This window comes from Idiomarina rhizosphaerae, from assembly GCF_024159085.1.
GTDB lineage: Bacteria > Pseudomonadota > Gammaproteobacteria > Enterobacterales > Alteromonadaceae > Idiomarina > Idiomarina rhizosphaerae.
Genome location: NZ_JAMZDE010000001.1, coordinates 1 through 24,043 on the forward strand (window position 1 = coordinate 1; position 24,043 = coordinate 24,043).

General features: G+C 47.7%; 23 protein-coding genes and 4 tRNA genes. 4 read left to right on the forward strand and 23 right to left on the reverse strand.

Annotation, left to right across the window (positions count from 1 at the left end; all coding sequences use genetic code 11):
* The 16 genes from NJR55_RS00005 to NJR55_RS00080 all read right to left on the reverse strand — a co-directional run.
* Positions 1 to 95, reverse strand: a 95-nt coding sequence (locus NJR55_RS00005) for a GTP-binding protein (protein WP_208107646.1), incomplete at its 3' end; no start/stop codon positions are given.
* Positions 96 to 177: 82 nt separating this feature from the next.
* Positions 178 to 253: transfer RNA gene (locus NJR55_RS00010), tRNA-Thr, on the reverse strand.
* Positions 254 to 265: 12 nt separating this feature from the next.
* A tRNA-Gly gene (locus tag NJR55_RS00015) sits at positions 266 to 340 on the reverse strand.
* 45 nt (positions 341 to 385) lie between these two features.
* Positions 386 to 470: transfer RNA gene (locus NJR55_RS00020), tRNA-Tyr, on the reverse strand.
* 19 nt (positions 471 to 489) lie between these two features.
* Positions 490 to 565 (reverse strand) — tRNA-Thr (locus NJR55_RS00025).
* Between the two features lie 154 nt (positions 566 to 719).
* A complete protein-coding gene (locus tag NJR55_RS00030) occupies positions 720 to 2,015 on the reverse strand; it encodes an adenylosuccinate synthase (RefSeq protein ID WP_253616706.1) in 1,296 nt (431 codons plus the stop codon).
* Positions 2,016 to 2,117: 102 nt separating this feature from the next.
* Positions 2,118 to 3,011, reverse strand: coding sequence for a protease modulator HflC (hflC, locus tag NJR55_RS00035; RefSeq protein WP_253616708.1), 894 nt, complete (start codon positions 3,009 to 3,011; stop codon positions 2,118 to 2,120).
* On the reverse strand, positions 3,011 to 4,165 hold the full coding sequence (gene hflK, locus NJR55_RS00040) for an FtsH protease activity modulator HflK (protein WP_253616710.1): 1,155 nt from the start codon (positions 4,163 to 4,165) through the stop codon (positions 3,011 to 3,013). The genes hflC and hflK overlap by 1 nt, the downstream gene beginning before the upstream one ends.
* A 43-nt stretch (positions 4,166 to 4,208) precedes the next feature.
* Positions 4,209 to 5,498, reverse strand: coding sequence for a ribosome rescue GTPase HflX (gene hflX, locus NJR55_RS00045; RefSeq protein ID WP_253616712.1), 1,290 nt, complete (start codon positions 5,496 to 5,498; stop codon positions 4,209 to 4,211).
* Between the two features lie 24 nt (positions 5,499 to 5,522).
* On the reverse strand, positions 5,523 to 5,780 hold the full coding sequence (gene hfq / locus NJR55_RS00050) for an RNA chaperone Hfq (RefSeq protein ID WP_011233595.1): 258 nt from the start codon (positions 5,778 to 5,780) through the stop codon (positions 5,523 to 5,525).
* Between the two features lie 177 nt (positions 5,781 to 5,957).
* Positions 5,958 to 6,908, reverse strand: a complete 951-nt coding sequence (gene miaA, locus NJR55_RS00055) for a tRNA (adenosine(37)-N6)-dimethylallyltransferase MiaA (RefSeq protein ID WP_253616715.1) — start codon at positions 6,906 to 6,908, stop codon at positions 5,958 to 5,960.
* Positions 6,901 to 8,634 carry a DNA mismatch repair endonuclease MutL gene (gene mutL, locus NJR55_RS00060; protein ID WP_253616716.1) on the reverse strand — a complete coding sequence of 578 codons (1,734 nt, stop codon included), beginning with the start codon at positions 8,632 to 8,634 and terminating at the stop codon, positions 6,901 to 6,903. The genes miaA and mutL overlap by 8 nt, the downstream gene beginning before the upstream one ends.
* Complete coding sequence (locus NJR55_RS00065; protein WP_253616718.1) at positions 8,634 to 9,944, reverse strand: N-acetylmuramoyl-L-alanine amidase; 1,311 nt, start codon at positions 9,942 to 9,944, stop codon at positions 8,634 to 8,636. The genes mutL and NJR55_RS00065 overlap by 1 nt, the downstream gene beginning before the upstream one ends.
* Positions 9,941 to 10,399, reverse strand: coding sequence for a tRNA (adenosine(37)-N6)-threonylcarbamoyltransferase complex ATPase subunit type 1 TsaE (tsaE, locus tag NJR55_RS00070; protein WP_253617515.1), 459 nt, complete (start codon positions 10,397 to 10,399; stop codon positions 9,941 to 9,943). The genes NJR55_RS00065 and tsaE overlap by 4 nt, the downstream gene beginning before the upstream one ends.
* Positions 10,392 to 11,912 (reverse strand): NAD(P)H-hydrate dehydratase, encoded by a 1,521-nt coding sequence (locus NJR55_RS00075; RefSeq protein WP_253616720.1) that lies wholly within the window; start codon positions 11,910 to 11,912, stop codon positions 10,392 to 10,394. The genes tsaE and NJR55_RS00075 overlap by 8 nt, the downstream gene beginning before the upstream one ends.
* Before the next feature lie 20 nt (positions 11,913 to 11,932).
* Positions 11,933 to 12,136 carry a YheV family putative zinc ribbon protein gene (locus tag NJR55_RS00080; RefSeq protein WP_011233589.1) on the reverse strand — a complete coding sequence of 68 codons (204 nt, stop codon included), beginning with the start codon at positions 12,134 to 12,136 and terminating at the stop codon, positions 11,933 to 11,935.
* 81 nt (positions 12,137 to 12,217) lie between these two features.
* On the opposite strand from NJR55_RS00080, the gene abc-f reads away from it, so the two are divergent.
* Positions 12,218 to 14,131, forward strand: coding sequence for a ribosomal protection-like ABC-F family protein (gene abc-f / locus NJR55_RS00085; protein WP_253616721.1), 1,914 nt, complete (start codon positions 12,218 to 12,220; stop codon positions 14,129 to 14,131).
* Positions 14,128 to 14,364 carry a YheU family protein gene (locus NJR55_RS00090; protein ID WP_011233587.1) on the forward strand — a complete coding sequence of 79 codons (237 nt, stop codon included), beginning with the start codon at positions 14,128 to 14,130 and terminating at the stop codon, positions 14,362 to 14,364. The genes abc-f and NJR55_RS00090 overlap by 4 nt, the downstream gene beginning before the upstream one ends.
* Here NJR55_RS00090 and cysQ read toward each other — a convergent pair.
* Both cysQ and nudE read right to left on the reverse strand, forming a co-directional pair.
* Positions 14,336 to 15,148 carry a 3'(2'),5'-bisphosphate nucleotidase CysQ gene (cysQ, locus tag NJR55_RS00095; protein WP_253617517.1) on the reverse strand — a complete coding sequence of 271 codons (813 nt, stop codon included), beginning with the start codon at positions 15,146 to 15,148 and terminating at the stop codon, positions 14,336 to 14,338. The two genes, NJR55_RS00090 and cysQ, sit on opposite strands and share 29 nt — an antisense overlap.
* 11 nt (positions 15,149 to 15,159) lie before the next feature.
* Positions 15,160 to 15,717 (reverse strand): ADP compounds hydrolase NudE, encoded by a 558-nt coding sequence (gene nudE, locus NJR55_RS00100; RefSeq protein ID WP_253616723.1) that lies wholly within the window; start codon positions 15,715 to 15,717, stop codon positions 15,160 to 15,162.
* A gap of 127 nt (positions 15,718 to 15,844) precedes the next feature.
* Here nudE and sthA point away from each other — a divergent pair, with 127 nt between their 5' ends.
* Positions 15,845 to 17,263, forward strand: a complete 1,419-nt coding sequence (gene sthA, locus NJR55_RS00105) for a Si-specific NAD(P)(+) transhydrogenase (RefSeq protein WP_253616725.1) — start codon at positions 15,845 to 15,847, stop codon at positions 17,261 to 17,263.
* 6 nt (positions 17,264 to 17,269) lie between these two features.
* Here the strand turns inward: sthA and envZ are convergent, their stop codons facing one another.
* The 5 genes from envZ to NJR55_RS00130 all read right to left on the reverse strand — a co-directional run bounded on the left by envZ (position 17,270) and on the right by NJR55_RS00130 (position 22,788).
* Positions 17,270 to 18,580, reverse strand: coding sequence for a two-component system sensor histidine kinase EnvZ (gene envZ / locus NJR55_RS00110; protein WP_253616727.1), 1,311 nt, complete (start codon positions 18,578 to 18,580; stop codon positions 17,270 to 17,272).
* Positions 18,580 to 19,305, reverse strand: coding sequence for an osmolarity response regulator transcription factor OmpR (gene ompR, locus NJR55_RS00115; protein ID WP_011233582.1), 726 nt, complete (start codon positions 19,303 to 19,305; stop codon positions 18,580 to 18,582). Before ompR ends, envZ begins: the two co-directional genes overlap by 1 nt.
* A 92-nt stretch (positions 19,306 to 19,397) precedes the next feature.
* Positions 19,398 to 19,820, reverse strand: coding sequence for a potassium channel family protein (locus tag NJR55_RS00120; RefSeq protein WP_253616729.1), 423 nt, complete (start codon positions 19,818 to 19,820; stop codon positions 19,398 to 19,400).
* Positions 19,821 to 19,823: 3 nt separating this feature from the next.
* Positions 19,824 to 22,376: an EAL domain-containing protein gene (locus NJR55_RS00125; protein ID WP_253616731.1), complete on the reverse strand. Its 2,553-nt coding sequence runs from the start codon at positions 22,374 to 22,376 to the stop codon at positions 19,824 to 19,826.
* A gap of 157 nt (positions 22,377 to 22,533) precedes the next feature.
* A complete protein-coding gene (locus NJR55_RS00130) occupies positions 22,534 to 22,788 on the reverse strand; it encodes a DUF4282 domain-containing protein (RefSeq protein ID WP_110014165.1) in 255 nt (84 codons plus the stop codon).
* Positions 22,789 to 23,043: 255 nt separating this feature from the next.
* Here NJR55_RS00130 and NJR55_RS00135 point away from each other — a divergent pair, with 255 nt between their 5' ends.
* Positions 23,044 to 24,042, forward strand: a complete 999-nt coding sequence (locus tag NJR55_RS00135; protein WP_253616732.1) for an NADP-dependent oxidoreductase — start codon at positions 23,044 to 23,046, stop codon at positions 24,040 to 24,042.
* Position 24,043: the final 1 nt, after the last annotated feature.

Here is a 24,043-nt window from a genome sequence, read left to right on the forward strand (position 1 = left end):
ATAGCAGCAGTTAGTGTTGTTTTACCGTGGTCAACGTGACCGATGGTGCCGACGTTTACGTGCGGCTTCGAACGTTCAAATTTTTCTTTAGACATTGCAGCCTCTCTAACAAAATTCTTCGGTGTGTTACCTAAGCTAAAAAGCATGACCGAGGTTTATTAGGGGCCTAAATTGAAATGGTGCTGATAGGCGGATTCGAACCGCCGACCTCACCCTTACCAAGGGTGCGCTCTACCAACTGAGCTATATCAGCACTGACGGAATGTGGAGCGGGTGGCGGGAATCGAACCCGCGTCATCAGCTTGGAAGGCTGAGGTAATAGCCACTATACGACACCCGCAAATTCACAATTTTATGAGGCCACTTCAAAACCAAGGAAATTGCGTGGTGGAGGGGGCAGGATTCGAACCTGCGAAGGCTGAGCCGTCAGATTTACAGTCTGATCCCTTTGGCCACTCGGGAACCCCTCCCGTATCTTGCAATTTAAATTGGTGCCGGCACCAAGAGTCGAACTCGGGACCTACTGATTACAAGTCAGTTGCTCTACCAACTGAGCTATGCCGGCACCACCGGTTAGGTGGAGCGCATTCTATGGTACTAGATTTGATAGTGCAATAGGTGCGCGTAATTTTTTTAAGTTTTTTGTTCTGACTGGTCAGTTTTTATCTACATCGGATGAAAACTGACCGTCTTTTAGTAACATACACTACTTTTTCTTACTACCCAAACGGGTGCCGTAAGACAATGGTTTCTTTACGATCCGGACCGGTTGAAATAATATCTACCGGTACACCGGTTAACGCTTCGATACGGGCAATATAAGCTAAAGCTTCTGGCGGTAACTCTTTATGTTCAGTTATGCCAACCGTGCTTTGCTGCCAGCCCGGCATTGTTTCGTAAATGGGTTCTACCACTTCATAGTCTTCTGCAGACAGCGGAGGATGCTCTGTCACACTGCCATCGGAAAGCTGATAACCAATACAAATCTTTAATTCTTCAAGGCCGTCTAATACGTCTAGCTTAGTTAAGCAAAAGCCACTGATAGAATTGATTTGTACTGCCCGTCGCATTGCTACGGCGTCTATCCAGCCGGTACGACGTTTACGCCCGGTTGTTGCACCAAACTCATGACCTTTCTCACCTAAGTGCTGACCCACTTCACAGTCAAGTTCGGTCGGAAAGGGACCGCTGCCTACGCGAGTAGTGTAGGCTTTAACAATGCCCAGCACGTAATCAATATAACGAGGACCAAAGCCGGCTCCTGTCGCAACACCACCAGCCGTTGTATTGGAAGAGGTCACATAAGGGTATGTACCGTGATCGATATCCAGCAACGTGCCCTGCGCACCTTCAAACATGATTGACTCGCCGTTTTTACGTGCTTTATCAAGTAAAGCAGGTACATCAATCACCATAGGTTTCAATACTTCGGCGAACTCTTCACATTGCTTAAGTACGGTATCGAAATCAATTGCGTCGGCTTTGTAGTATTCAACTAAAGAAAAGTTGTGATAATCCACCAGCTCTTTTAGTTTTTCGCCAAAGCGCTTCATATCAAATAAGTCACCAACGCGTAGACCGCGACGGGCAACTTTGTCTTCATACGCAGGACCAATGCCACGCCCCGTTGTACCAATGGCTTCTTTACCGCGCGCACGTTCACGTGCCTGGTCAAGAGCTACATGGAATGGCAGAATTAATGGACAAGCTTTGCTGATACGCAAACGGTCAGTAACTGGAACATTTCGTGCTTCCAGCATTGCCATTTCTTCCATCAGTGCTTCGGGTGATAAAACCACGCCGTTGCCAATAACGCATTGAACATTTTTGCGTAGAATACCTGAAGGAATTAAATGCAGAACGGTTTTTTCACCGTCAATAACCAATGTGTGCCCAGCATTATGTCCGCCCTGATACCGCACAACCATAGTGGCTTTATCGGTTAACAGGTCAACAATTTTACCTTTGCCTTCGTCACCCCATTGGGTGCCTAGAATTACAACGTTCTGACTCATGATTGCCCCGCGTAAAAAAAATCGGAGCGATCTTACCTTTAATCGGAGGGTTTGTACATCGGAGGTGAGCGCCTGATGGAAACATCAGACGCTCATTCATGATTACTCTTCAGTTTTTCCCATCATATTTTGTAAATAACGGAAAAAGTCACTGTTTGCATCAAGCACTAACATGTCATTACCGGAACCGAATGATTCACCATAAGCTTCCATACTACGAATAAAGGCAAAGAACTCGGCGTCTTTCTGATAAGCATCAGCGTAGATTTTCGCTGCCTGTGCGTCACCTTCACCACGTAGTTCACGTGACTGACGTTTCGCATCTGCCAGCATTACCGTTACACGCGCGTCAACATCGGCACGGATAAACTCAGCCTGCTCACGACCTTCAGAACGGTGTTCTGTGGCAACAGCCTGACGTTCAGCACGCATACGCTGGTAAATAGACTGACTGACTTCATCCGGTAAATTAATTTGCATAACGCGGACATCCAGCACTTCAACACCTAAGTCGGAAGCACTTTCTGAACCTTGTATTAACGCTTCACGCATTAACTCATCACGCTCACCGGAAACAATATCAGAAATGGTACGGTTACCAAATTCACTACGCAAACCGCTGTTAATACGACGAGTTAGCAAGGCTTCAGCCTGAAGAATGTTACCGCCGTTAGTACTCAGATAAAAAGTAGAGAAGTCATTAATACGCCACATAACGTAGGTATCAACAATCAAATCCTTTTTCTCACTGGTGACAAAGCGGTCAGGATCTCCGTCTAATGTTTGCAGGCGGGCATCCAGTCTTTTCACTTGTTCGATAAAAGGAATTTTAAAGTGTAAACCAGGTTCGAAAACCATAGCTTCACCGGTTTCTGCGTTGCGCTCAACCTTACCGAACTGAATTAAGATGGCGCGTTCGCCTTCCTTAACCACGTAAACGGAGGAAAGACCCAGAACGACCAGGACCACAACAATTATTGCGATTAGGTTTTTCATTAGTTTCGACCTCCGCTGCGGTTACTGCTGCGCGTATTTTGTGTCTCTGTTCCAGTACTTGAGGAACCGCCTGAAACATCTTCAGGAATACGCGTCGGAGAGAATGAATTTGTATTACGACCTTGCTTCTCAAGAAGTTTCTCTAGTGGTAAGTACATCATGTTGTTACCACCTTCAACGTCAACCAGTACTTTAGGCGTTTTCGCATAAAGCTCCTGCAGAGTATCAAGGTAGATACGCTGACGTGTGACTTCAGGTGCGTTTTGGTATTGAGGCAGCAGCTCTTCAAAGCGAGCAACTTCACCCTGAGCTTCAAGAATAATTTGCTCACGATAAGCTTGCGCTTCCTGCAACATACGACGTACCTGGCCTCGTGCCAACGGTTCTACTTCGCGGGCATAAGCTTCAGCTTCACGAATGAAACGCTCTTCATCTTCCTGTGCTGAGATGGCGTCATCGAAAGCGTCTTTAACCGCTTCGGGTGGTCGCGCTGGCAGCAAGTTAAGATCAACAACCTGCAGACCAACAGAGTAAGGGTTCATCGTTTGTTCAAGCATTTCCAGCGTATTCGCTCTGACTTCTTCACGTCCACGAGTTAACACTTCATCCATGGTTGTGTGACCAACCACGTAGCGTAACGCGCTGTCTGTGGCACGTGAAAGTACACCGTCAGCGTTTTGTACATTGAATAAGTACGAGCGAGGATCAACAACGCGATACTGAACATCCAGCTCGACACGAACCACGTTCTCATCCTGAGTCAACATATAACCTTCGGTTCTGTCTGAACGAATATTGTTGACGTCGACATGTTCTACCGAATCAATAAACACGGGGCGCCAGTGAAGTCCTGACTCAACCAAGGTATGGAACTGACCAAAACGCAGTACAACACCACGATCAGCTTCTTTAACCGTATAAAAGCCAGCGATAAACCAAACAATTAACGCAATTATTGCGATAATGCCGACACCTTTTGCCGGGATCCCTGAACTACCGCCCGAGCCGCCGCCTTTCTTTCCACCAAAACCGAATTTGGAAAACAGTTTGCGAACTGCTTCGTCGAGATCAGGCGGCCCTTGATCTTTGCCACCTTGATTTTTCCATGGGTCACGGTCGTTGTTATTACCGTTCCCCGGTTGATTCCAAGCCATTGAGTGCTCCAAGTTTTTAAGAAAACTGTTGCTATAAAAAATTCTATTGCTGCACGACTAAGTCGTCCAGTTGATCGCCATAAGTCTTATGTAAACGCTGCCAGTCTACCGATGACATACGCACTTGCAACGCAAGTTCGCCGTTTTCGTTAACATCTTCCGATGTCACGCTATTCCAACGGTATAATGTACCACGTAATTTACCCATTGAGTGGGGGATTTTCAGAGTCAGCTCGACCATTTGCGGGCCAAGTATCTGGCGTAAAGCCTCCAGCACTTCTTCAATGCCAAGGTCTTGCTGCGCTGAAACCCAGACCCTTATTGGCTTTTGGTTATCATCGTAGTCAATTCGGGGTTCAGCACCCTCCACTTGATCTATTTTATTACAAATAATTAACTGTGGTACATCGCCAGCATCAATTTCTTCCAAAACTTCAGCAACCTGATCAATATTATTTTGCTGCTGTTCGTCGCTGACATCAACCACATGTAACAATAAATCGGCTTCCTGAGTTTCCTGAAGCGTCGCTTTAAAAGCTGCGACCAGGTCATGAGGTAAGTGACGAATAAAACCAACGGTATCGGCCAGAATCACTTCGCCAATATCTTCTACCGCAAGCTTTCGCAATGTAGGGTCCAGTGTCGCAAACAGCTGATCCGCCGCATAAACTCCAGCTTCAGTTAAACGATTGAATAAGGTCGATTTCCCGGCGTTGGTATAACCTACCAGCGACACTGTAGGAATGTCCGCTTTTTTACGAGCCCGGCGCCCCTGCTCCCGCTGCTTCTGGACTTTTTCCAGGCGCTTTAAGATATTTTTAATACGTCCGCGAATTAAGCGTCTGTCGGTCTCAAGCTGGGTTTCACCCGGGCCGCGTAAGCCAATACCGCCTTTTTGTCTTTCAAGGTGAGTCCAGCCGCGCACTAGTCGTGTCGATATATGACGCAGCTGTGCTAATTCAACCTGCAACTTACCTTCGTGGGTTCGTGCCCGCTGCGCAAAAATATCCAGAATAAGACCCGTACGGTCTAACACCCTGCACTTGCAAATGGCTTCCAGATTTCGCTCTTGCGTTGGTGATAACGCGTGATTAAAGATAACAATGTTAGCGTCCAGCAGTTTTACCTGCTCCGCAATTTCTTCTGCCTTACCACTACCAACAAAGTACCTGGGGGTTGGGGAGTTACGACTTGTAGTCATCACTCCCATAGTTTTCACGCCCGAAGAATCAGCTAAAAGTTGTAATTCGGAGAGATCTTCTCGGTCAACTTCTGCGGGTAAATCCACATGAACCAATATTGCGTAGTCGCCACCTTCATACCTATCGAACAAGTTGTTCAGACCTCTCTTTCATCATTAATCTTCTATTTCAGCCATATCTTCGCCAGCTTGTTGCGGCAAATAGTTTTGAGGAATACGCGCAGGTACAACTGTCGAAATTGCATGCTTATACACCATTTGGCTAACCGTATTCTTTAATAAGACAACAAATTGATCAAAAGACTCAATTTGTCCCTGCAATTTAATGCCATTAACTAAGTAAATAGATACTGGTATGCGCTCACGACGTAACGCATTTAAGAATGGGTCTTGTAAAGTTTGCCCCTTAGCCATCTTGGATTCCTTTTTATCGTTATTAATATCCAATGTGTAAATAGTAAGCTACAGCACTGCCAATTTGCAGTTCCCTGTAAAGACACACTAGACCAGTAAAGAATTTTTGCAATAAGAAAAACGTTAAGAATTACTCATTTAGTTCAGAATTGGATCTGCGGCCTTGGTCGTCTAATTTCAATCCTTAATACTAAAAATCTCTGCGGATTGCTGCATTGCCGTCATGACTTTCGCCTGCATATTGAGGTCACCGGTCTCCAGCCAGTGCACTCCCGGCCAGCCCCGCAGCCACGTCATTTGTCTTTTCGCCAGCTGTCGAGTGGCTATAATTCCGCGCTCCCGCATTTCATCGTAGCTTAACTCTCCGGCGAGGTGCTGCCACATTTGCCGATACCCTACACTGCGAATGGACGGAAGATCCGGATGCAAATCGGATCTGGCAAACAAGGTCTCAACTTCTTCTTTAAAAGGTTGTGCCAGCATTTGGTCAAAACGCTGCTCGATACGCTGGTGTAAAACGTCTCGTTCAACCGGCGCTACCGCAAACTGATAAATGGGCTTAGTTAACTGACCATGACGCTCTTTGGTGAGTTCCGTCAAAGGTTTGCCCGAAATTTCATAAACCTCCAAAGCTCGCAGAATTCGCTGAGGATCGTTAGGATGAATACGTTTAGCGCTTGTGGGGTCGACCTTTTGCAGCCGATTGTGCAATTCGGTTAAACCTTTCTCATGCAGTTCGGCGGTCAGTTTCTCACGCACACTGGTATCCGACTCGGGCAAATGGGAGAGCCCTTCAAGCAACGCCTTAAAGTACAACATGGTGCCGCCAACCAACAAAGGCACCTTGCCACGTTGCTGAATATCATCAATTAAAGCCAAAGCGTCTTTTTGGAAATCGGCCGCCGAATAAGTTTCGGCAGGGTCGCGAATATCCAGCAAGTGATGAGGAACTAAGTTTTGCTCTTCGGCGCTGGGTTTCGCAGTACCAATATCCATTCCCCGATAAATTAACGCGGAATCGACGGAAATAATCTCACAATCCAGTTGCTCACAAAGCGCCAGCGATAACGCGGTTTTCCCTGAAGCTGTAGGCCCATAAATGGCAATAACGGCATCCTTGCTACGCATTATTCTCTCCGGGTAACGGCAACCTCTGCAACGCATCGGTGCTTTCAGCCAATTGCGAACGCCACTGAATAAGCCAGTGCTCCGCCTGAGTCAGACTGTACGACTCAAGACCAGCAAATTGTGCTAACCAACGACCCAGTTGGTCAGGTTCGGCACCTTCACTCAGTAATGTTAATAAATCCGTAAAACCGCTCACCACATTGCCCTGACGTAACATTTCCGGCATTTGCTCAATAATTGCCTGCTCACGCTGAATTTTATACACCACACCGCACTGGTTTAATTGCTGCTGCGGCCACTGGCTTGCAGGCTCAGGCAGGTTCGCCAAACTGACTGCCACAGGAACCAGTAACGGCTGCCCGTTCAGTCCGTCCTGCAATTGCCGAGTAAGTTTTCTGCTAACACATTCAGTGTGAACTTTAGCCAGATTAAGCCAGGCCAGACTGTACTCATTGCGAATAAGAGCATAAACACCATTAAACACAGACAATACACGCCAGTTTTGTTCCACTTTTAACTTTGCCTCTGGCTCCGTGTTTAGCTTCGTGCCAGTATTACTATGATGAACCTGGGCGGCATTTGGCAACAACGACCCCGATGCTTTTCTCTCGCCTAGAAAGCTCCCACCTGACGCCCCCCGATAGAAGTCCGACGCGGCCCCAGGGGATCGTTCTTGAGAGCTGTAAGAATGCTGATGACTCATCGCAGGTTGTTCGTTTTCTGTGGCAACCAGCTGTTTTAAAGCCTGTTCAATGCGGGTCAGAATAAAGTCATGCACTTGTCGCTGGCGATGAAAACGAACTTCATGCTTTGCCGGATGCACATTCACATCGACTTCTTCTGCGGGAAGTTCAAAGTAAAGTACAAAAGTCGGTACCCGCTCGTTCGGCAAATATTTTTCGTAGGCCTGACGTACCGCATGCGATAACAATTTATCGCGCATCATTCGGCCGTTGACAAAAAAGTGCTGAATATCCCCCTGATGCCGGCAATGCTCCGGCGGGACTAACCAGCCACTTAAATGGAAGTCACCATCAACAGCGTCAATTGCTGAAGCCTGCTCAGCAAATCCACCGCCGCAAATTTTCGCCAACCGTTGTAACTGCTGTTTTTCAGTCTGAGCAGGAGGAAACGCTCTTACCGATTTGCCGTTATGATTAAGCTGGAATCCAACTTCAAAACGGCTAAGCGCAATCCGTTTTATCACTTCATCTATGTGGCTGAATTCAGTTTTTTCCGTGCGTAAAAACTTACGCCTGGCCGGCGTATTAAAGAAGAGATCCTGTATATCGACTGTTGTTCCGTCGGGATGCGCCGCCGGTTCAACGGTCACTTGCATATCCCGGCCTTCGGCCCATGCCTGCCAGGCTTCTTCCTGCTCTGGCGGCTTGGATATTAAGCGTAATCGCGACACTGAACTGATACTGGCCAGAGCTTCCCCCCGAAACCCCAGGCTACCAATATGCTCCAAATCGTCCAGACTCTGAATTTTACTGGTGGCGTGACGGCTCAATGCCAGTGTCAGTTCCTGCTTAACAATACCACCGCCGTTATCACGAATTCGGATACGCTTGCTACCGCCCTGCTCAATATCCAGAATTAATTGCGTTGCCCCAGCGTCTAAAGCGTTCTCGACCAGCTCTTTCACCACTGACGAAGGGCGCTCAACCACTTCGCCCGCGGCAATTTGGTTAGCGAGCTCTATCGGTAATTGTTGAATGGCCATTAGCGACTCGGAATTGTCAGTTTTTGACCAATTTTCAAGCTGCTGGTGGTCAGGTTATTCTCGGTTTTAATGGCTTTGACGGTAGTATTATACTTCTGTGCCAATACCGACAAGGAATCTCCGGACTTAACGGTATAAGTAAAACTACTTTGATTAGCTAAGTAGGTATTGTCTATTGGGTTACTAACAAAATAACGCCGAATTCCGTTATAAATTGCACGCGCCAACCTTTGTTGGTGCGCGTTACTGGTTAGCAGCTGCTCTTCTCTTGGATTTGATAAAAAGCCAGTTTCCACCAACAATGACGGTTTATCCGGTGATTTGAGCACAGCAAGGCTGGCTGCCTGTGGAGCATGCTTATGCATTTCTGTCACCGCAGACATCTCGTCGATAATATGTTTCGCGGCACTGTATGCTCCGGCAATGGAACTGTCCATCGACATATCCAACAGAGTCTCTGCCAAATAGGGTTCGTGCCCGTTCTTCCTCAAAATATCAGTAACGCCACCCAATAACTCAGATTGCTGCTCCCGATTTTCTAACCAGCGACCAACTTCCGATTCTGCCCGGCGTTTTGATAAAACCCAAACCGATCCACCGCTGGGCTGTGGTGTTCGAAAAGCGTCTGCATGAATCGAGACAAAAAAGTCGGCTTTAGCGTCCCAGGCTTTTTGCGGTCGCTCGTTAAGGCCAACATAGTAGTCCCCGGTCCGAATCAAATAAGCCTGCATGCCCGGATCATCATTAATGAGTTTGGCTAATGCACGCGCAATACGAATAACGACGTGTTTTTCGTAAGTTCCGCGCGGACCAATAGAGCCGGGGTCATCACCACCATGCCCGGCATCAATTGCTATGGTTACGCGCCTGTCTTTCAGCTCTGAAACCGATTTTGCCGGCCCGCTCAGCTCTTTGGATTTACCGGGTAAGTCGACCACCAGACGATCTTTATATGACTCATTAGCCGGCAAGGTAAAAAGGTTGGCGTCGCTTTTGGATTCCAGTTCAATAACAATACGGGTACTGTTAGCGTTTTTAGGTGAGCTTGTGCGAATTTTATCGACCAGCAGTGATTCTTCGCCCAAGTTCTCCAAACCAGTTTTTAACGAAGTATTGTTAAAATCAATAACCAGTCGGTAAGGTTTTTGCTGATATAGAGTAAAGTAAGAATAGTCGGGAGTGTCCGACAAGTCGAAAACCACCCGCGTTTTATCCGGAGATGGCCACACACGCACACTGTCTATACTGTTGTCGGCCCAGACCCACAAAGGAGCACAAGCAAACAAAAACACCCAAAATCGCTTCATCATAATGTTTTAATTATTTTTTGTCCGGCTTCAGTTAGCGCACTGAAAGTTAGTTTACGTCCCGTGCCAGCATACTCGATTCTTATCTCAATGTCCGCACCGGGAAGCCAACCATAGCCTTTGTCGGGCCACTCTATAAAGTTTAACGTATCTTCAGAAAAATAATCGCGAATTCCCATATATTCGAGCTCTTCCGGATCTGCCAGCCGATATAAATCGAAATGATGAATACGCCAGCCTTGCAACTGGTAGGGCTCGACAAGAGTGTAGGTCGGACTTTTCACCGCCCCTGAATGTCCCATAGCCTGAATAACACCACGACAAAACGCCGTTTTTCCGGCACCTAACTCGCCTCTCAGATAAACCACTAAAGGGGTCTGTAAAACTTGTGAAAATTTCTTCGCAAGCGCTAACGTTTCCTCTTCGTCAGCCAATTCACATTGGTGTACCTCAGTCATCATCCCTTCCATATCCATTCACCAATTGTCGTATATAAGGCAACAGATCCGAAGCTAAGGTTCCCCTCTCACCATCTTTTCCTGCCTCTTCACCCGCTATAGCATGCCATAGGCTCCCCGCAATAAGCGCATGTGCCGGGGCCATTCGTTGCGCTAATAAGCCCACGATTAACCCGGTTAACAGGTCACCCATACCACCGGAAGCCATTGCCGGTGAACCGCGATCAATCAAACATCTACCTCTGTCGGTTACCAGCAAAGACCCCGCGCCTTTCAATAATACCTGTGCACCATATTTTTCGCGCAGCTTTGTCGCCGCAGCAAAACGGTCCGACGCTATTTCATCGGTCGTAATTTGCAGTAGCCGTGCAGCTTCACCGGGGTGCGGCGTCATTAATAATTTAGGCGAATGAACGGGGTTACTCGCTAACAGGTTTAAACCATCGGCATCAATAACTTTCAGCACATCGGTTTCCATCACCTGCGAAAAAACCTCCTGACTCCAGGAGCTTTGCCCCAGCCCGGGCCCCAGAGCAACAGCAGAAGCTTCTCGCAGCAGGGGCTTAAGAGCATCGGTTTCTTTTATGCCATGCACCATAGCTTCCGGCTGCGCTGCTGCAACAATTGCCTGCACCTGCGGATGACAAGCCACTGAGACTTTGCCCGCTCCCGCACGGAGCGCCGACTGCATTGCCAGTATCACTGCTCCGGACATGCCCGGCTGGCCTCCCACAATTAGCACATGTCCCTGTTCACCTTTATGAGTGCAGCGTGAACGCGGTGCTAGCCAGCCGCCAACCCGGCCTGCATTAACTCTGAACCAATCGACTTCGTTTTGCTGTTTAAACGTGCTGCCAATACCTAAATCTTCAAGTTTTAACTCACCAGTGTGCTCTTGAGCCTTTCCGGTAAGCAAGCCTCGCTTTAAGGCCACCAGACAGACGGTAAGATGAGCACGAACCGCTGCACCGGGAACATGACCTGTATCAGCATTCAACCCTGACGGCACATCCACTGACACCACCGGCGTCGTGCTGCCATTCACTCGCTGAACCCAGCTTACCGGGTCGCCTTCAAGCGCACGATTCAAACCCACACCAAATAAGGCATCAACCAAAACATCAAACTGTTCAGGCGAGCAATCCAGCAAGGGCTTTTCACTCCCGCCTTGTTCACGCCACGCAGCGCGGGCTTTATGCGCGTCAGACTCCATTGGCTCCGGCAATTCAACGTTGGGTTTGAGCGCAAAAACTTGCACCTGGTAGCCCGCTTTCTGAGCCAACCGGGCGACAATATAGCCATCACCACCGTTATTCCCTTCGCCACAACAAACCGCAATGCGTGCCGGTGCCGGAAAGTAAGACTGTAGCTGATGAAAAACCGCTTTCCCGGCCGCCGACATCAGTTGCGTCATATTCATCGAGCAAGCTTCAGCCGCTTTCTGTTCGCCCTGCTGTACTTGCTCAACGCGATAAAGACAGTTGATAAAACGGCTGCCGTCGGTGTCTGTCATAATGGCTCCCTACAATTTGTTTAGTCTGGTTTAAATACCCCAATGACCTGATCAAACTGACGCTGGCTACCACCACCCTGCTCTTTAGGTTCACTAAACCGGTGCTTACATTGCACGCACTCAACTTGTTCGGTATCGTTTTCGATAAAGAGCATGAGCGTGTCCATGGCATCGCATTTGGGGCAAACGGCCCCGGCAATAAATCGCTTCTTTTCTCTAGCCACAACAGCTCCTGTGTTAGAATTGTGAGCAGAACACGTCTATGATACCGCAGCTGAACAGCTGTACAAAATGAAGAGTAGTTTATGATCCGTGCTGAAGCTATCACCTTACTGCGTGGCGGTGATGTTTTATTTGAAGACAGTGACTTACAAGTATTCCCGGGACATCGCGTTGGCTTAGTCGGTCGCAATGGCTGTGGCAAGTCGTCGCTGTTTGCCCTGTTACGTGGTGAACTCAGTGCCGACAGCGGTAATATTCACCTACCGGCAGACTGGCGCATTGCCAGCGTAGCACAGGATACTCCTGCCCTGGACAAGTCCGCTATCGACTACGTGATGGACGGTGACACCGAGTTTCGCCAACTGGAAGCGCAGCTCGCACAAGCAGAGAGCGATAACAATGGCGAAGCCATTGCGCACTGTCACGACAAGTTGGCTTCCATCGGGGCTTATGATATTCAACCCAGAACCGCCAGTTTAATGGCTGGCCTTGGTTTTACCCAAGAGCAACTGCAACAGCCGGTAAAAGCCTTTTCCGGTGGTTGGCGTATGCGACTTAACTTAGCACAGGTACTCATAGCCCGCGCCGATTTGATGCTGTTGGATGAGCCGACTAACCATCTGGATGTTGATGCCATTTTCTGGCTGGAAAGCTGGCTGAAACAGTACGACGGAACGCTTTTGTTGATATCGCACGATCGTGACTTTCTGGACTCAGTTACCACCGATATTACGCATATTGAGCATAAAAAACTGAACAGCTACCGCGGTAACTACTCGCAGTTCGAAAGACAGCGCGCAGAACACATGGCTCAGCAACAAAGTGAGTACGAAAAAGCTCAGGTTATGCGTCAGCACTTACAGGCTTACGTTGACCGTTTTCGCTATAAAGCCAGCAAAGCAAAACAGGCACAGAGCCGTTTAAAAGCTATTGAGAAGCTGCCTAACCAAGCGCCACTGCGCGCCGAAAGTGGTATCGACTTTCACTTTTTAACACCAGAAAAGCTCCCTAATCCGCTGCTGACGCTCCGTGACACCAAGGCCGGTTATGGTGACACCACTATTCTTGAACAGATTAAGCTGAATTTGGTGCCCGGTACCCGACTGGGCTTGCTGGGCCGTAACGGTGCCGGTAAATCAACCCTGATCAAGCTATTGGCAGGCGAACTTGAACCGATGGCGGGTGAAAGACTAGTTAATCCGGGCCTCAGCATTGGTTATTTTGCTCAGCACCAACTGGAAACCCTGGACTTAGCAGCCTCTGCGCTATTGCACTTGCAGCGTATTGATAAACAGGCGACTGAACAAAAGCTACGTGATTTTTTAGGTAACTTTGGTTTTTCCGGTGATCAGGCCACACGGTCGGTTGAACCCATGTCCGGTGGTGAAAAAGCGCGGCTGGCGTTAGCACTCATTATTTATCAGCGCCCTAACCTGTTACTGCTAGATGAGCCGACTAACCACCTGGATCTCGGCTTGCGCGATGCACTGGTTGCGGCTTTGCAGGAATATGAAGGCGCGTTGATTGTGGTTTCGCACGACAGACATTTGCTACGTACCACGGTAGATGAATTTTGCCTGGTTGCCGACGGCAAAGCAGAAACCTTTGACGGCGATTTAGATGCTTACCACGACTGGCTACAGCAACAAGCCGCCAATGACAAACGCAGCGAGCAACCCGCTACTCGTCAACGTGACGATCGCAAGCAGCAAAAACGTAAGGAAGCCGAGGCGCGACAAAAAACCAAGCCTTTACGCCAGCAAATTGAAAAGGCAGAAAAGAACATTCACACACTGGAACAGAAGTTAGCCGATATTCACGAGCAACTGAGTGACAGCAGTCTGTATGACGATGCCAATAAAGCCAAATTACAAAAACTTTTAGACCAGCAGGCGCAGGCGCAAAAAGACCTGCAACAACAAGAAAACCTCTGGATGACAGCAGAAGAAGAACTGGCAGAATTAACCGAAGAGTTGCAGCAAGTGGAGGATAAATGATTATTCCGTGGCAGGAAATTGATCAGGAAACACTGAACAATTTAATGGAATCTATTGTACTGCGCGAAGGGACCGATTACGGCAGTCAGGAGCTCAGCTTTGAAACGAAAGTCGAGCAACTGAAGCAACGTCTGAAGTCCGGCGAAGCCGTTATTGTTTACTCTGAACTGCACGAAAGTGTCGATGTGGTCAACAAAGACAGCGTTACCGGAAACGAGCCTGACGGGCAATAAAGACTTCTTCCCAGGGTACACTTTGGTCACCCAGAACTAAAAAGTTGGGGTTCAGCAAGCTAACCGTACGGTTGTAGGTAATGGGTTCAAAATTCTCATTCACTATACGACCGCCAGCTTCTCCAACAATGACTTGCGATGCGGCGGTATCCCATTCGCCGGTAGGTCCCAGCCGCAGAAAACAATCGGCTTTGCCTTCAGCAATAAAACAGGCTTTTAGCGAACAGCTACCCGTTGGTAATGGCTGAATATCACGTTTCGTCTGCAAACGATTAAACACAGGCTCTCGTGCCTGCTGGCGACTTATTGCAATAATAATAGGGTCAGCCTGAGGGTCACTAAACTTGCGCACGCTTATCGACTGCTTTTCGTTCTCTTTTTGTTTAAAGGCGCCCGCTCCTTTGCGTGCATAGTAAAGCGTTTCCCCGACCGGCCAGAAAATAACGCCAATGACAGGCTCGTTGTTTTCTACGTAAGCAATGTTGACTGCAAAGTCCCCGGAGCGGGAAATAAACTCCTGAGTACCATCTATCGGGTCGATAATAAAGTAGGCCTTCCATTGACGGCGCTCATTGTAGTCCTGATGCTCGCTTTCTTCAGAAATAACCGGAATATCAGGGAATGACTGCTTGAGTCGATCTTCTATTAGTTCGCTGGCAACAAGATCTGCGGTAGTCACTGGAGAGTCGTCTTTTTTCTCAGCCGTTTTATAGTCACGCCGGTCGTACATCGACAGAATAACACCACCTGCCTCGAATGCTATTTCCTTCAGTTTCTCCAGCATTGTTTCTGCCACTACTGTGCCTCACTCAGATTACGCAAAAGCATTAACAGCGCCGCAACACTGCGCGCTTCAGAAAAGTCGGGCTGGGCCAGCAGGTTGTCAATATCGTCTAATGGCCAGGTCACTTTTTCCAGCGGCTCAGGTTCGTCGCCCGGCAAGCTTTCGGGGTATAAGTCGCGAGCCACGAAAACACTCATTTTGGCAGAAAAAAACTGAGGAGCGAGAGACACTTCCATTAAGAATTCAAGTTGACGGCTGCCGTAACCAACTTCTTCTTTTAATTCACGCTGAGCGGCTTCTTCCGGGGTTTCACCCGGGTCAATCAGGCCTTTGGGAAAACCTAATTGATAATCATGAAGGCCTGCTGCGTATTCCCGAATCAGTAACAAGGTTTTTTCATCCAGGCAGGGAACAATCATAACCGCGCCACGACCACTGCCTTTCATGCGCTCAAACTGACGCTGCTCACCATTGCTAAATTTAAGATCGACGGCCTCAATACGTATTAAGCGGCTTTGCGCTACGACACGACGAGCCAGAATTTGCGGGACTTGTTTTTCTTTACTCATACAACGGTTCCAAGTCATTGTCTCTCTTTACTATAACGACTCTGCGCACAGAAAACAGTGTCAATTTACGCTTTTCTTATACAGTGCTACTATCTAAAGCCCGTACACCGGTAGTGAAGCGAGTAATATGACTGCAATAAAGCCCGAAACCGAAACTGAATACGATGTCGTCGTCATCGGTACTGGCCCGGGCGGCGAAGGCGCTGCCATGCAATTAGCCAAAAGCGGCTACAACGTTGCCATAGTAGAAAAGCATAAAGCCCTTGGCGGCGGTTGCACACATTGGGGAACCATTCCATCCAAAGCCTTGCGGCACTCCGTCAGCCGTCTAATTGAATACAATAATAATCCATTGTTTTCAGGGCCAGGCTGGCAGAGCGGTATGACTTTCAGCCACATTTTGCACTATGCAGAATCGGTTATTCGTAAACAGGTGAAATTACGCAGTTCGTTTTACGACCGTAACGACGTTACTGTGGTGCACGGTACGGCTTCTTTTTTAGACAAAAACCGTATTAGAGTCACTAAACTGGACGGCTCGGTCGATGACTTGATCACAAAACATGTGGTTATTGCCACCGGTTCTCGTCCATATAACCCAGAAGACGTCGACTTTTCGCATCCGCGAATTTATGACTCAGACAAAGTATTGTCCTTGTCTCACGAGCCCAAAACCATTCTGATATACGGTGCAGGTGTGGTAGGCAGTGAATACGCCAGTATCTTCCGGGGTATGGGCGTAAAAGTAGACTTGATAAACCAACGTGAACGGCTGCTTTCTTTTCTGGACGCTGAAATTTCAGATGCGTTGAGTTATCACTTACGCAACAGTGGCGTTGTCATTCGTCACAATGAAGAATACGAAAGCATTACCGGACATGACGACAAAGTGGTGCTGAAAACCAAGTCCGGTAAGACTATGGCTGCCGACTGTCTGCTTTTTGCTAATGGTCGTTCCGGCAACATTGAACAGCTAGACTGCCAGGCGGTGGGGCTGGAACCCAACTATCGCGGCCAGCTGGAGGTCAATGAAAACTACCAGACCAGTGTCGACAATATCTATGCGGTCGGCGACATTATCGGTTACCCCAGTTTAGCCAGCGCAGCATACGATCAGGGGCGGATCTGTGCTTCCGCTATTATTAACGGTAATTGCGACAAAGCACTTATCAGCGATATTCCTACCGGCATTTATACCATTCCGGAAATTAGCTCGGTTGGTAAAACCGAAGAAGAACTGACTGAAATGAAAGTGCCTTATGAGGTCGGTCGTGCGCAGTTTAAGCACCTTGCACGGGCACAAATTTCCGGTGCCGATGTGGGCTGCCTGAAGTTGTTATTCCACCGTGAAACGCGCGAACTGCTGGGGCTGCACTGTTTTGGCGAGCGAGCTTCAGAAATTATTCACATTGGTCAGGCTATTATGGAGCAGAAAAACGGTGGAAACACCATCGACTACTTCGTCAACACCACCTTTAACTACCCGACCATGGCGGAAGCCTACCGGGTTGCGGCACTTAACGGTATTAACCGCCTGTTGCTATAGTCAATATTACTGCCGTTGCTGATTCAGCGGCAGTTCAATACGTACGCACAAGCCGCCTTCCGGGCGGTTTTGCAGTTTTATACTGCCGTCGTGCCGGTCGACAATGCGCTTAATAATAGCCAGCCCCAGACCGGAACCAACGCCGCCACGCGCTTTATCGCCCTGAGTAAAAGGCTCAAATAATGTGGCCTGCTGCTCTTCGGGAATGCCCGGGCCGTCATCTGTTACTCTAAACCAAACACGTTTTTGCTTCTTATCGTGCCCGGAACTGACCACCACCTGATTTTTACCGTAACGTTCGGCGTTTTCCAGCAAATTAATAATAACTCGCTTCATAGACAAGGGGCGTAACCAGACTCTGGGCAACTTGCCTAAATCCAGCTCAAACTGCTTTTGCCAGTTATCCGGAACATTCGCTACCGTTTGCTCTATCAGCTCATTCAGCGACTCTCTGCTGCTGGACTCCTGCTGGTCAAGACGGACATAATCGATAAACTGATCAATAATGTCGTTCATGTCGTCTATATCTTCAATAATGCCCTGAGCCAGACAGTCTTCGCCCTGCGGCATCATTTCCGCAGCCAGACGAATGCGAGTCAGTGGGGTTCTTAAGTCGTGAGAAACACCGGCCATCAAAAGGTTACGGTCATTTTCCAGTTCGCGGATACCGCGCGACATTTGATTAAAAGCGCGAGTCACCGCCACTATTTCTGTGGCACCTTTTTCAGACAACTGCTCAGGGAATTCTCCCCGTCCAACTCTTCGGGCAGAGTCTTCCAGAGCTTTTAACGGCCTGTTTAACCAGTTGGCAAATAGCATACCGCCGAACACGCTCAGCAAACCAATGAGTACCAAGTACATCACCAATGGAGAAAAGCGTCCCTGCTGCATACTGTCCAGCGGCACGCGTATCCAGAAGTCAGGCGCGCGCGGAGGCTTAACCCACAAATAGAATTTATTGCCCTGAGCTACCCGTACTTGCGCTTCGCCGCCCAACATATCGCTCATGTCATCCGACAAATAACCATAATAGGTTGAGTTACCTAACCCCTGCTTCTCAGCGGCTTCATCATTAAAGACTTCAATGCCGGTAGCTTCAGTATAACTGGTCATGAGCTCGCGCTCGGTTTCAGCCAAATGCTGACGGGGGATAAACATGGTACGGATGTGTTTAGCAACCAGTTCATTAATTTGTTCTATGGAAGGTCTGACAACATAATTGCTTACCATCACGTAAGAAACGAGCTGGTTGATAAGCAACACCAGAGCCAGCAGCGCAACCGTGCGGGCAAACGCTGACTTAGGAAAAAGTTTCATCAGGACTTCAGTTGACCATCCGGCACAAACACGTAGCCCAGACCCCACACCGTCTGAATATATCGGGGTTTAGTCGGGTCGACTTCCAGCATACGTCTTAAACGCGACACCTGAACGTCAATAGAGCGCTCTAGCGCACTGTAGTCACGACCACGAGCCAGGTGCATTAACTTGTCGCGCGAAAGTGGCTGCCGTGCATTATTGACAAGAGCTTTGAGTACCGCAAATTCACCACTGGTTAGCGGCATAGGAGTGTCGCCACGGAACATTTCGCGAGTACCCAGGTTTAACCGGAATTCGCCGAAAGTTATTTCCTGATCTTCCTGCGAAGGAGCACCCGGAGCTTCGGTGCCCCGCCGACGCAGCACCGCTCTCACCCGCGCCAGCAGTTCTCGAGGGTTAAAAGGCTTAGCCAGATAGTCATCAGCACCGAGTTCCAGGCCAATAATGCGGTCAACTTCGTCGCCTTTTGCGGTCAGCATAATGACGGGCAGATTGTTTCCCTGGCTACGCAAACGCTTACAAATGGAGAGTCCGTCCTCGCCCGGCAGCATTAAATCCAGTACTAATAAATTAAAATTTTCCCGGGTCAGCAAGCGGTCCATTTGTTCAGAATCCTGCGCCACCCGTACCTGAAAATTTTGCTCAGTAAGATAACGCTCAAGCAAACTTCGAAGCCGCGCGTCATCATCTACCACTAAAATTTTTAATGTTTCCTGCATCATCAGTTTTGTTTTCCAAGCTGGTATGCCTCAGCCATAAAGATACACCGCCTGACAGCTTTATAGAAGCAGGCTTCTGTTAGCAAATGTTTCAGTTAACGGTGCCAGTAACGCTGCATTTCAACGTATAAAAACGAAGCCGTCCAGGTAATTAAAACTAACCCGGTTAAGCTCTCTACACCAGTTAAAAACCGGAGTGCTCCGGAAGGCTCTATATCGCCAAAACCAACCGTACTAAAAACCGTGAAAGAAAAGTATAAAGCATCCAAAAAACTTCCATCGAAATTACCGACTAAGGTGCCAAACCCCTCTTCGTGATGCATAAAGTAATAGGCAAGCGCAAAAATAGCGACTTCAACGGTATGCGCGATGATTGCTAGCATAACCCCAAACATCAGCCGAATTTGACTGAACATTCTCATGTGAGTGATCAGCCAGCCTATTCGGTTAAGCGCTTCGTAGTGGAAAATAACGGCTAAGCCGACAATAATCGAGTTACAGATAAAGGAAATTAGCATTGCTTAAACTCGCTCATCAGACATCCAAAAATGGCTAGGCTCTGGTCTGGCAAAATAATAACCCTGAAAACAAAAACACCCCATTTCCTGTAGTTTATGCAAGTGCTCCTCCGTTTCGACGCCTTCTGCGATAATGGCTAAATCAAGACTTTTGCCCAGTGCTATAACGGTTCTTACTATAGCTTCATCGCTGTTACCGTTTTTCATGTCTCGCACAAAAGATTGATCTATCTTTAACGAATTTAAGGGCAAACGCTTCAAATAACCCAAAGAGGCGTAACCGGTACCAAAGTCATCAAGTGCAAAGGTCACTCCCAAGCGCTTTAGCCTTTCCATATTCGCAGCCGTGTTTTCAATATCATCAATGAGTAAACTCTCGGTTACTTCCAGCTCAAGCAACTCTCCCGGAATACCGGCCGCCGTTAACCGGGCTTCAATATCTTCTACAAACCCGGGGTATTTAAACTGGCTGGCACTGACGTTTATTGCAATACGGGCACCTTTATCGCTTAAACCGTGTGGCAATTGGGGAATGGCTGCCAGTACCTGATTCAGCACCAACCGATGCAGGTCGGGCATGAGCCCCTGACTTTCGGCTAATGGAATAAACTCTGCAGGAGACACCCAGCCAAGTTCTTTGTCGTGCCAACGGAGTAAAGCTTCAAACCCCAAACAACGTTGGCTGGCTTCATCCGTTAGCTGTTGGTACTGAGGTTGTAAATAAACCTCCAGTGATTCCGTCGTTATTGCCTGTCGTAACCCGGCTATCATCTGTTGCCGATAATTAAATTCGCGTTGTATGCCCGTATTAAAAAATTGCAGCTTTGATGCATTGGTCTCTTTTGCCTGCAACAGTGCCAGGTCGGCTCCCTGAAGTAGATCTCCGGTGCTTTGCGCATCAGAAAACAAAGTGACGCCCATACTGACCGATACCGACTCCGTTTTTTCACCTAATTGATAGGGCTCACTTAAACGCTCTACCAGCACCTGAAGGCGCTGACGCAAATTCTTGTCTTCCAGCAAATTAGTACCGTTTTTACTCTTTAACAGCACCATAAATTCATCTGCACCCAGACGTCCGGCAATTTCAGACTGAAGCAGCTCAGACTCCAGCCTCTGGCCAAACAGCACCAGCAGCTCGTCTCCTGCGTCATGGCTTACACTGTCATTAACTTTCTTGAACTGGTCAATATCCAGCATTGCCAGCACACCATCGCCACCACCACTTTGGTAACGATAAAACTCATCATTTAGACGTTCCAGCATAAACCGGCGATTCGCCAGGCCGGTTAAAGGATCGAAGTACGCAAGAGACTGAATTTCCTCTTTCATACTCTGATATTCTGAAATATCTGTCGAAATTCCGCATAAACCAATAACCTTCCTATTGGCATCATATAACGGTACTTTTACAGACCAAAAATGAAGAGGCTGCTTTTCACCCGGTAGAGTATTAACTTCCCCCTGAGCCGCCCGTTTACCGCTTTTTATTACTTTGTTGTCACAAGCTTTAAGCGTATCGGCGGTGTTTTTATCAAATAAATCGTAGTCGGTTCTGCCAATGACACTATTAAGGCTTAACTTAAACAGTTTTAAAACCTGTTGGTTCGCGTACTGATATTTCAGGTCTTTATCTTTAATAAAAATATAAGCTTCAACACTGTCTAAAATAGTATTCAAACGGTACTTGCTTTCGGCCAGCGCTTTTGTTTTTTCAGCAACCTTGCGACGCAAAAGTAGATTAAACCCAATAACAGTCAAAAACAGCAAACCCAGTACCGCAATTAACAACCAAACGTAAACAGGAATTGTTAAGTGACTTTGGCCTGAACTCCAGCGTTCAATAATTTCGTAATAAGCAGAGTCTTCATCCGCTTTTAAACGTTTTAATTCTCTATCTAAAGTGGTTAGAACATCTTGATGAGAGCCTTTAGGAACAGCAAAGAAAACCTCATTCGGAAGAAACATGATGGGGGTCATTTCAATGTCATATTCTGCCACCTGCTTATCGCCAAAAAGCTGATCTGCCGAAGTGGCGTTGACCTTTCCCGCAACAACCGCGTCAAACCCCTCAGCAAGGCTTTGCACCGGATAAAGCGTACTGTTTAAATCAAAATTCTCAATTAATTGTTTTAGATACTCTTCCTGAACAGAACCTCGTAGCACCGCCACACGTTTGTTGTTCAAATCTAAAAGGTTGGTAATCTTCTCTTCTTTCGGCGCATAAAGCTGTGACCAACTCAATAAAGCAGGTTCATTATGAAAACTAGCCCAAGCCTCCCTTTCATCGTTCTTCACGACATCAGGGAAAATATCAATTCGCCCTTCGCGCAAAAGCTTTAAGCATTGATCCCAGTCGCATTCTACCGGAACCAGTTGCCAGTTGTGGCGCTGAGCAATAGCCATAAGAAGCTGGCCATGAATACCGCTTAACTGGCCGTATTCGTCGAACATGATTTTAGGCGGGTTGTCGTAAACCCCCACTTTCAATGTTACGTCCTGAGCCATTGCCCCCGAAGCAAGTAGCAACAAAGCAATAGCAAGAAGGTTTCGCAAGAGGGTGACCACCTGATGTTAGTGAGTTGTATAACCCTAGAATAGGCTCATTTGAGTCATGAGAAAAGACCTAAAATAAAAGGCCCTCCAACAGGAGGGCCTCACAAAATATGGAAGAGCTTCACTAAGAAGCGTTGCATCTTTTTATTTTTATCACTTACTTCTTACGGAGATCCTGCAGAGCTTCGTTCATTTTAAATAGAACAATAAGCAGCTCACACCAAATTCTGGCACCAAGTGCCCCACCAGCAGCAGCAAGTAACCCCATAATAAAGCTACCAAAGGTAAAACCTTCGTATCCGGCAAACATAGTACTTATGCCACCAATGACCGCGGCCAAAAGTAGAATCCAGTATACGAAGGTAATGATCTTCGGCGTCAGCATATTGTTAAAAAATAGAACGTCTTTCATTTTTATCTCCTTGTTATATAGGCGTAAACAGTTTTTATAGTAAGAAAAGAATAAGCCGACAGAGTTTACGCAATGCCTGATATCCCTTTCAGAACAACAACTATCTGATTGATGTTAATCGACTTAGTTACAGTTAACAATATCCGGCAACTACTGTTTACAAAAGAATGTGATAAATCTCACAGCGTTGACCTTTCATTAACCGACTGTAGTAACCATATAGATCTAAACGCAAACTAGTAAAGAGGGAACTCGATGACGACTTATAAAGCCATAAAACTGATTAAGCGCCCGGAGCCGGGCCCAGTCTCCGCAGACATTTTTGAAGTAACAGAAAAGGAGCTCCCGAAAGCAGGTTCCGGTGAAATATTAATAAAACAACGACAAATGTCGCTTGATCCTGCCATGTTTGGCTGGATGAGCCCCGATACCGAGAGCTACATACCGCCGGTTGAATTAAACACGGTAATGCGCAGCTCGGGTGTTGGCGAGGTTGTCGAGAGTAACCATCCTGACTTTGAAGTCGGCGACCGGGTTATGGGCATGATGGGCTGGCAGGAATATGCACTGAGCGATGGTAAGGGCATTAACAAGGTTCAGGCCGACGTACCTGACGAGACCGTACTCTCAGTATTCGCCTTACCGGGGTTAACCGCTACTCAAGGGCTACTTAATGTAGGCAAACCTAAAAATGGAGAGACCCTTGTAGTAACAGGCGCTGCAGGTTCGGTAGGCTCAATTGTTGGTCAGATAGCGAAAGCCGAAGGTCTTAAAGTGATAGGCGTTGTCGGCAGCGACGAAAAAGCCAACTGGATAGTCAACGAACTTGGCTTTGACGGCGCAATTAATTATAAAACCGATGACTTGCGCGACCAACTGACCAAACTGACTCCTGATGGTGTAGATTTATACTTTGAAAACACCGGCGGCCCCATTCAGAATCTGGTGGTTGAACGTATGAACGCGCATGGTCGTGTAGTGGTTTGCGGCATGATAGCCGACTACGATAAAGAAGTGCCGAGCCCAGGGCCAAGCTGGGTGCCGGTTATTAAAAAGCGTCTGACGATTCAGGGTTTTACCATGCCAGATCACTTCGACCAAATTCCAAGCTTGCTGCAACAACTAACGCCTTACGTCATGTCCGGCAAAATAAAACATCGTTCGCATATTCTTGAAGGGCTGGAATCAGCCATTGAAGGACTGAACATGTTCTTTACCGGCGACAATAAAGGTAAGTTGATTGTGAAGCTGTAAA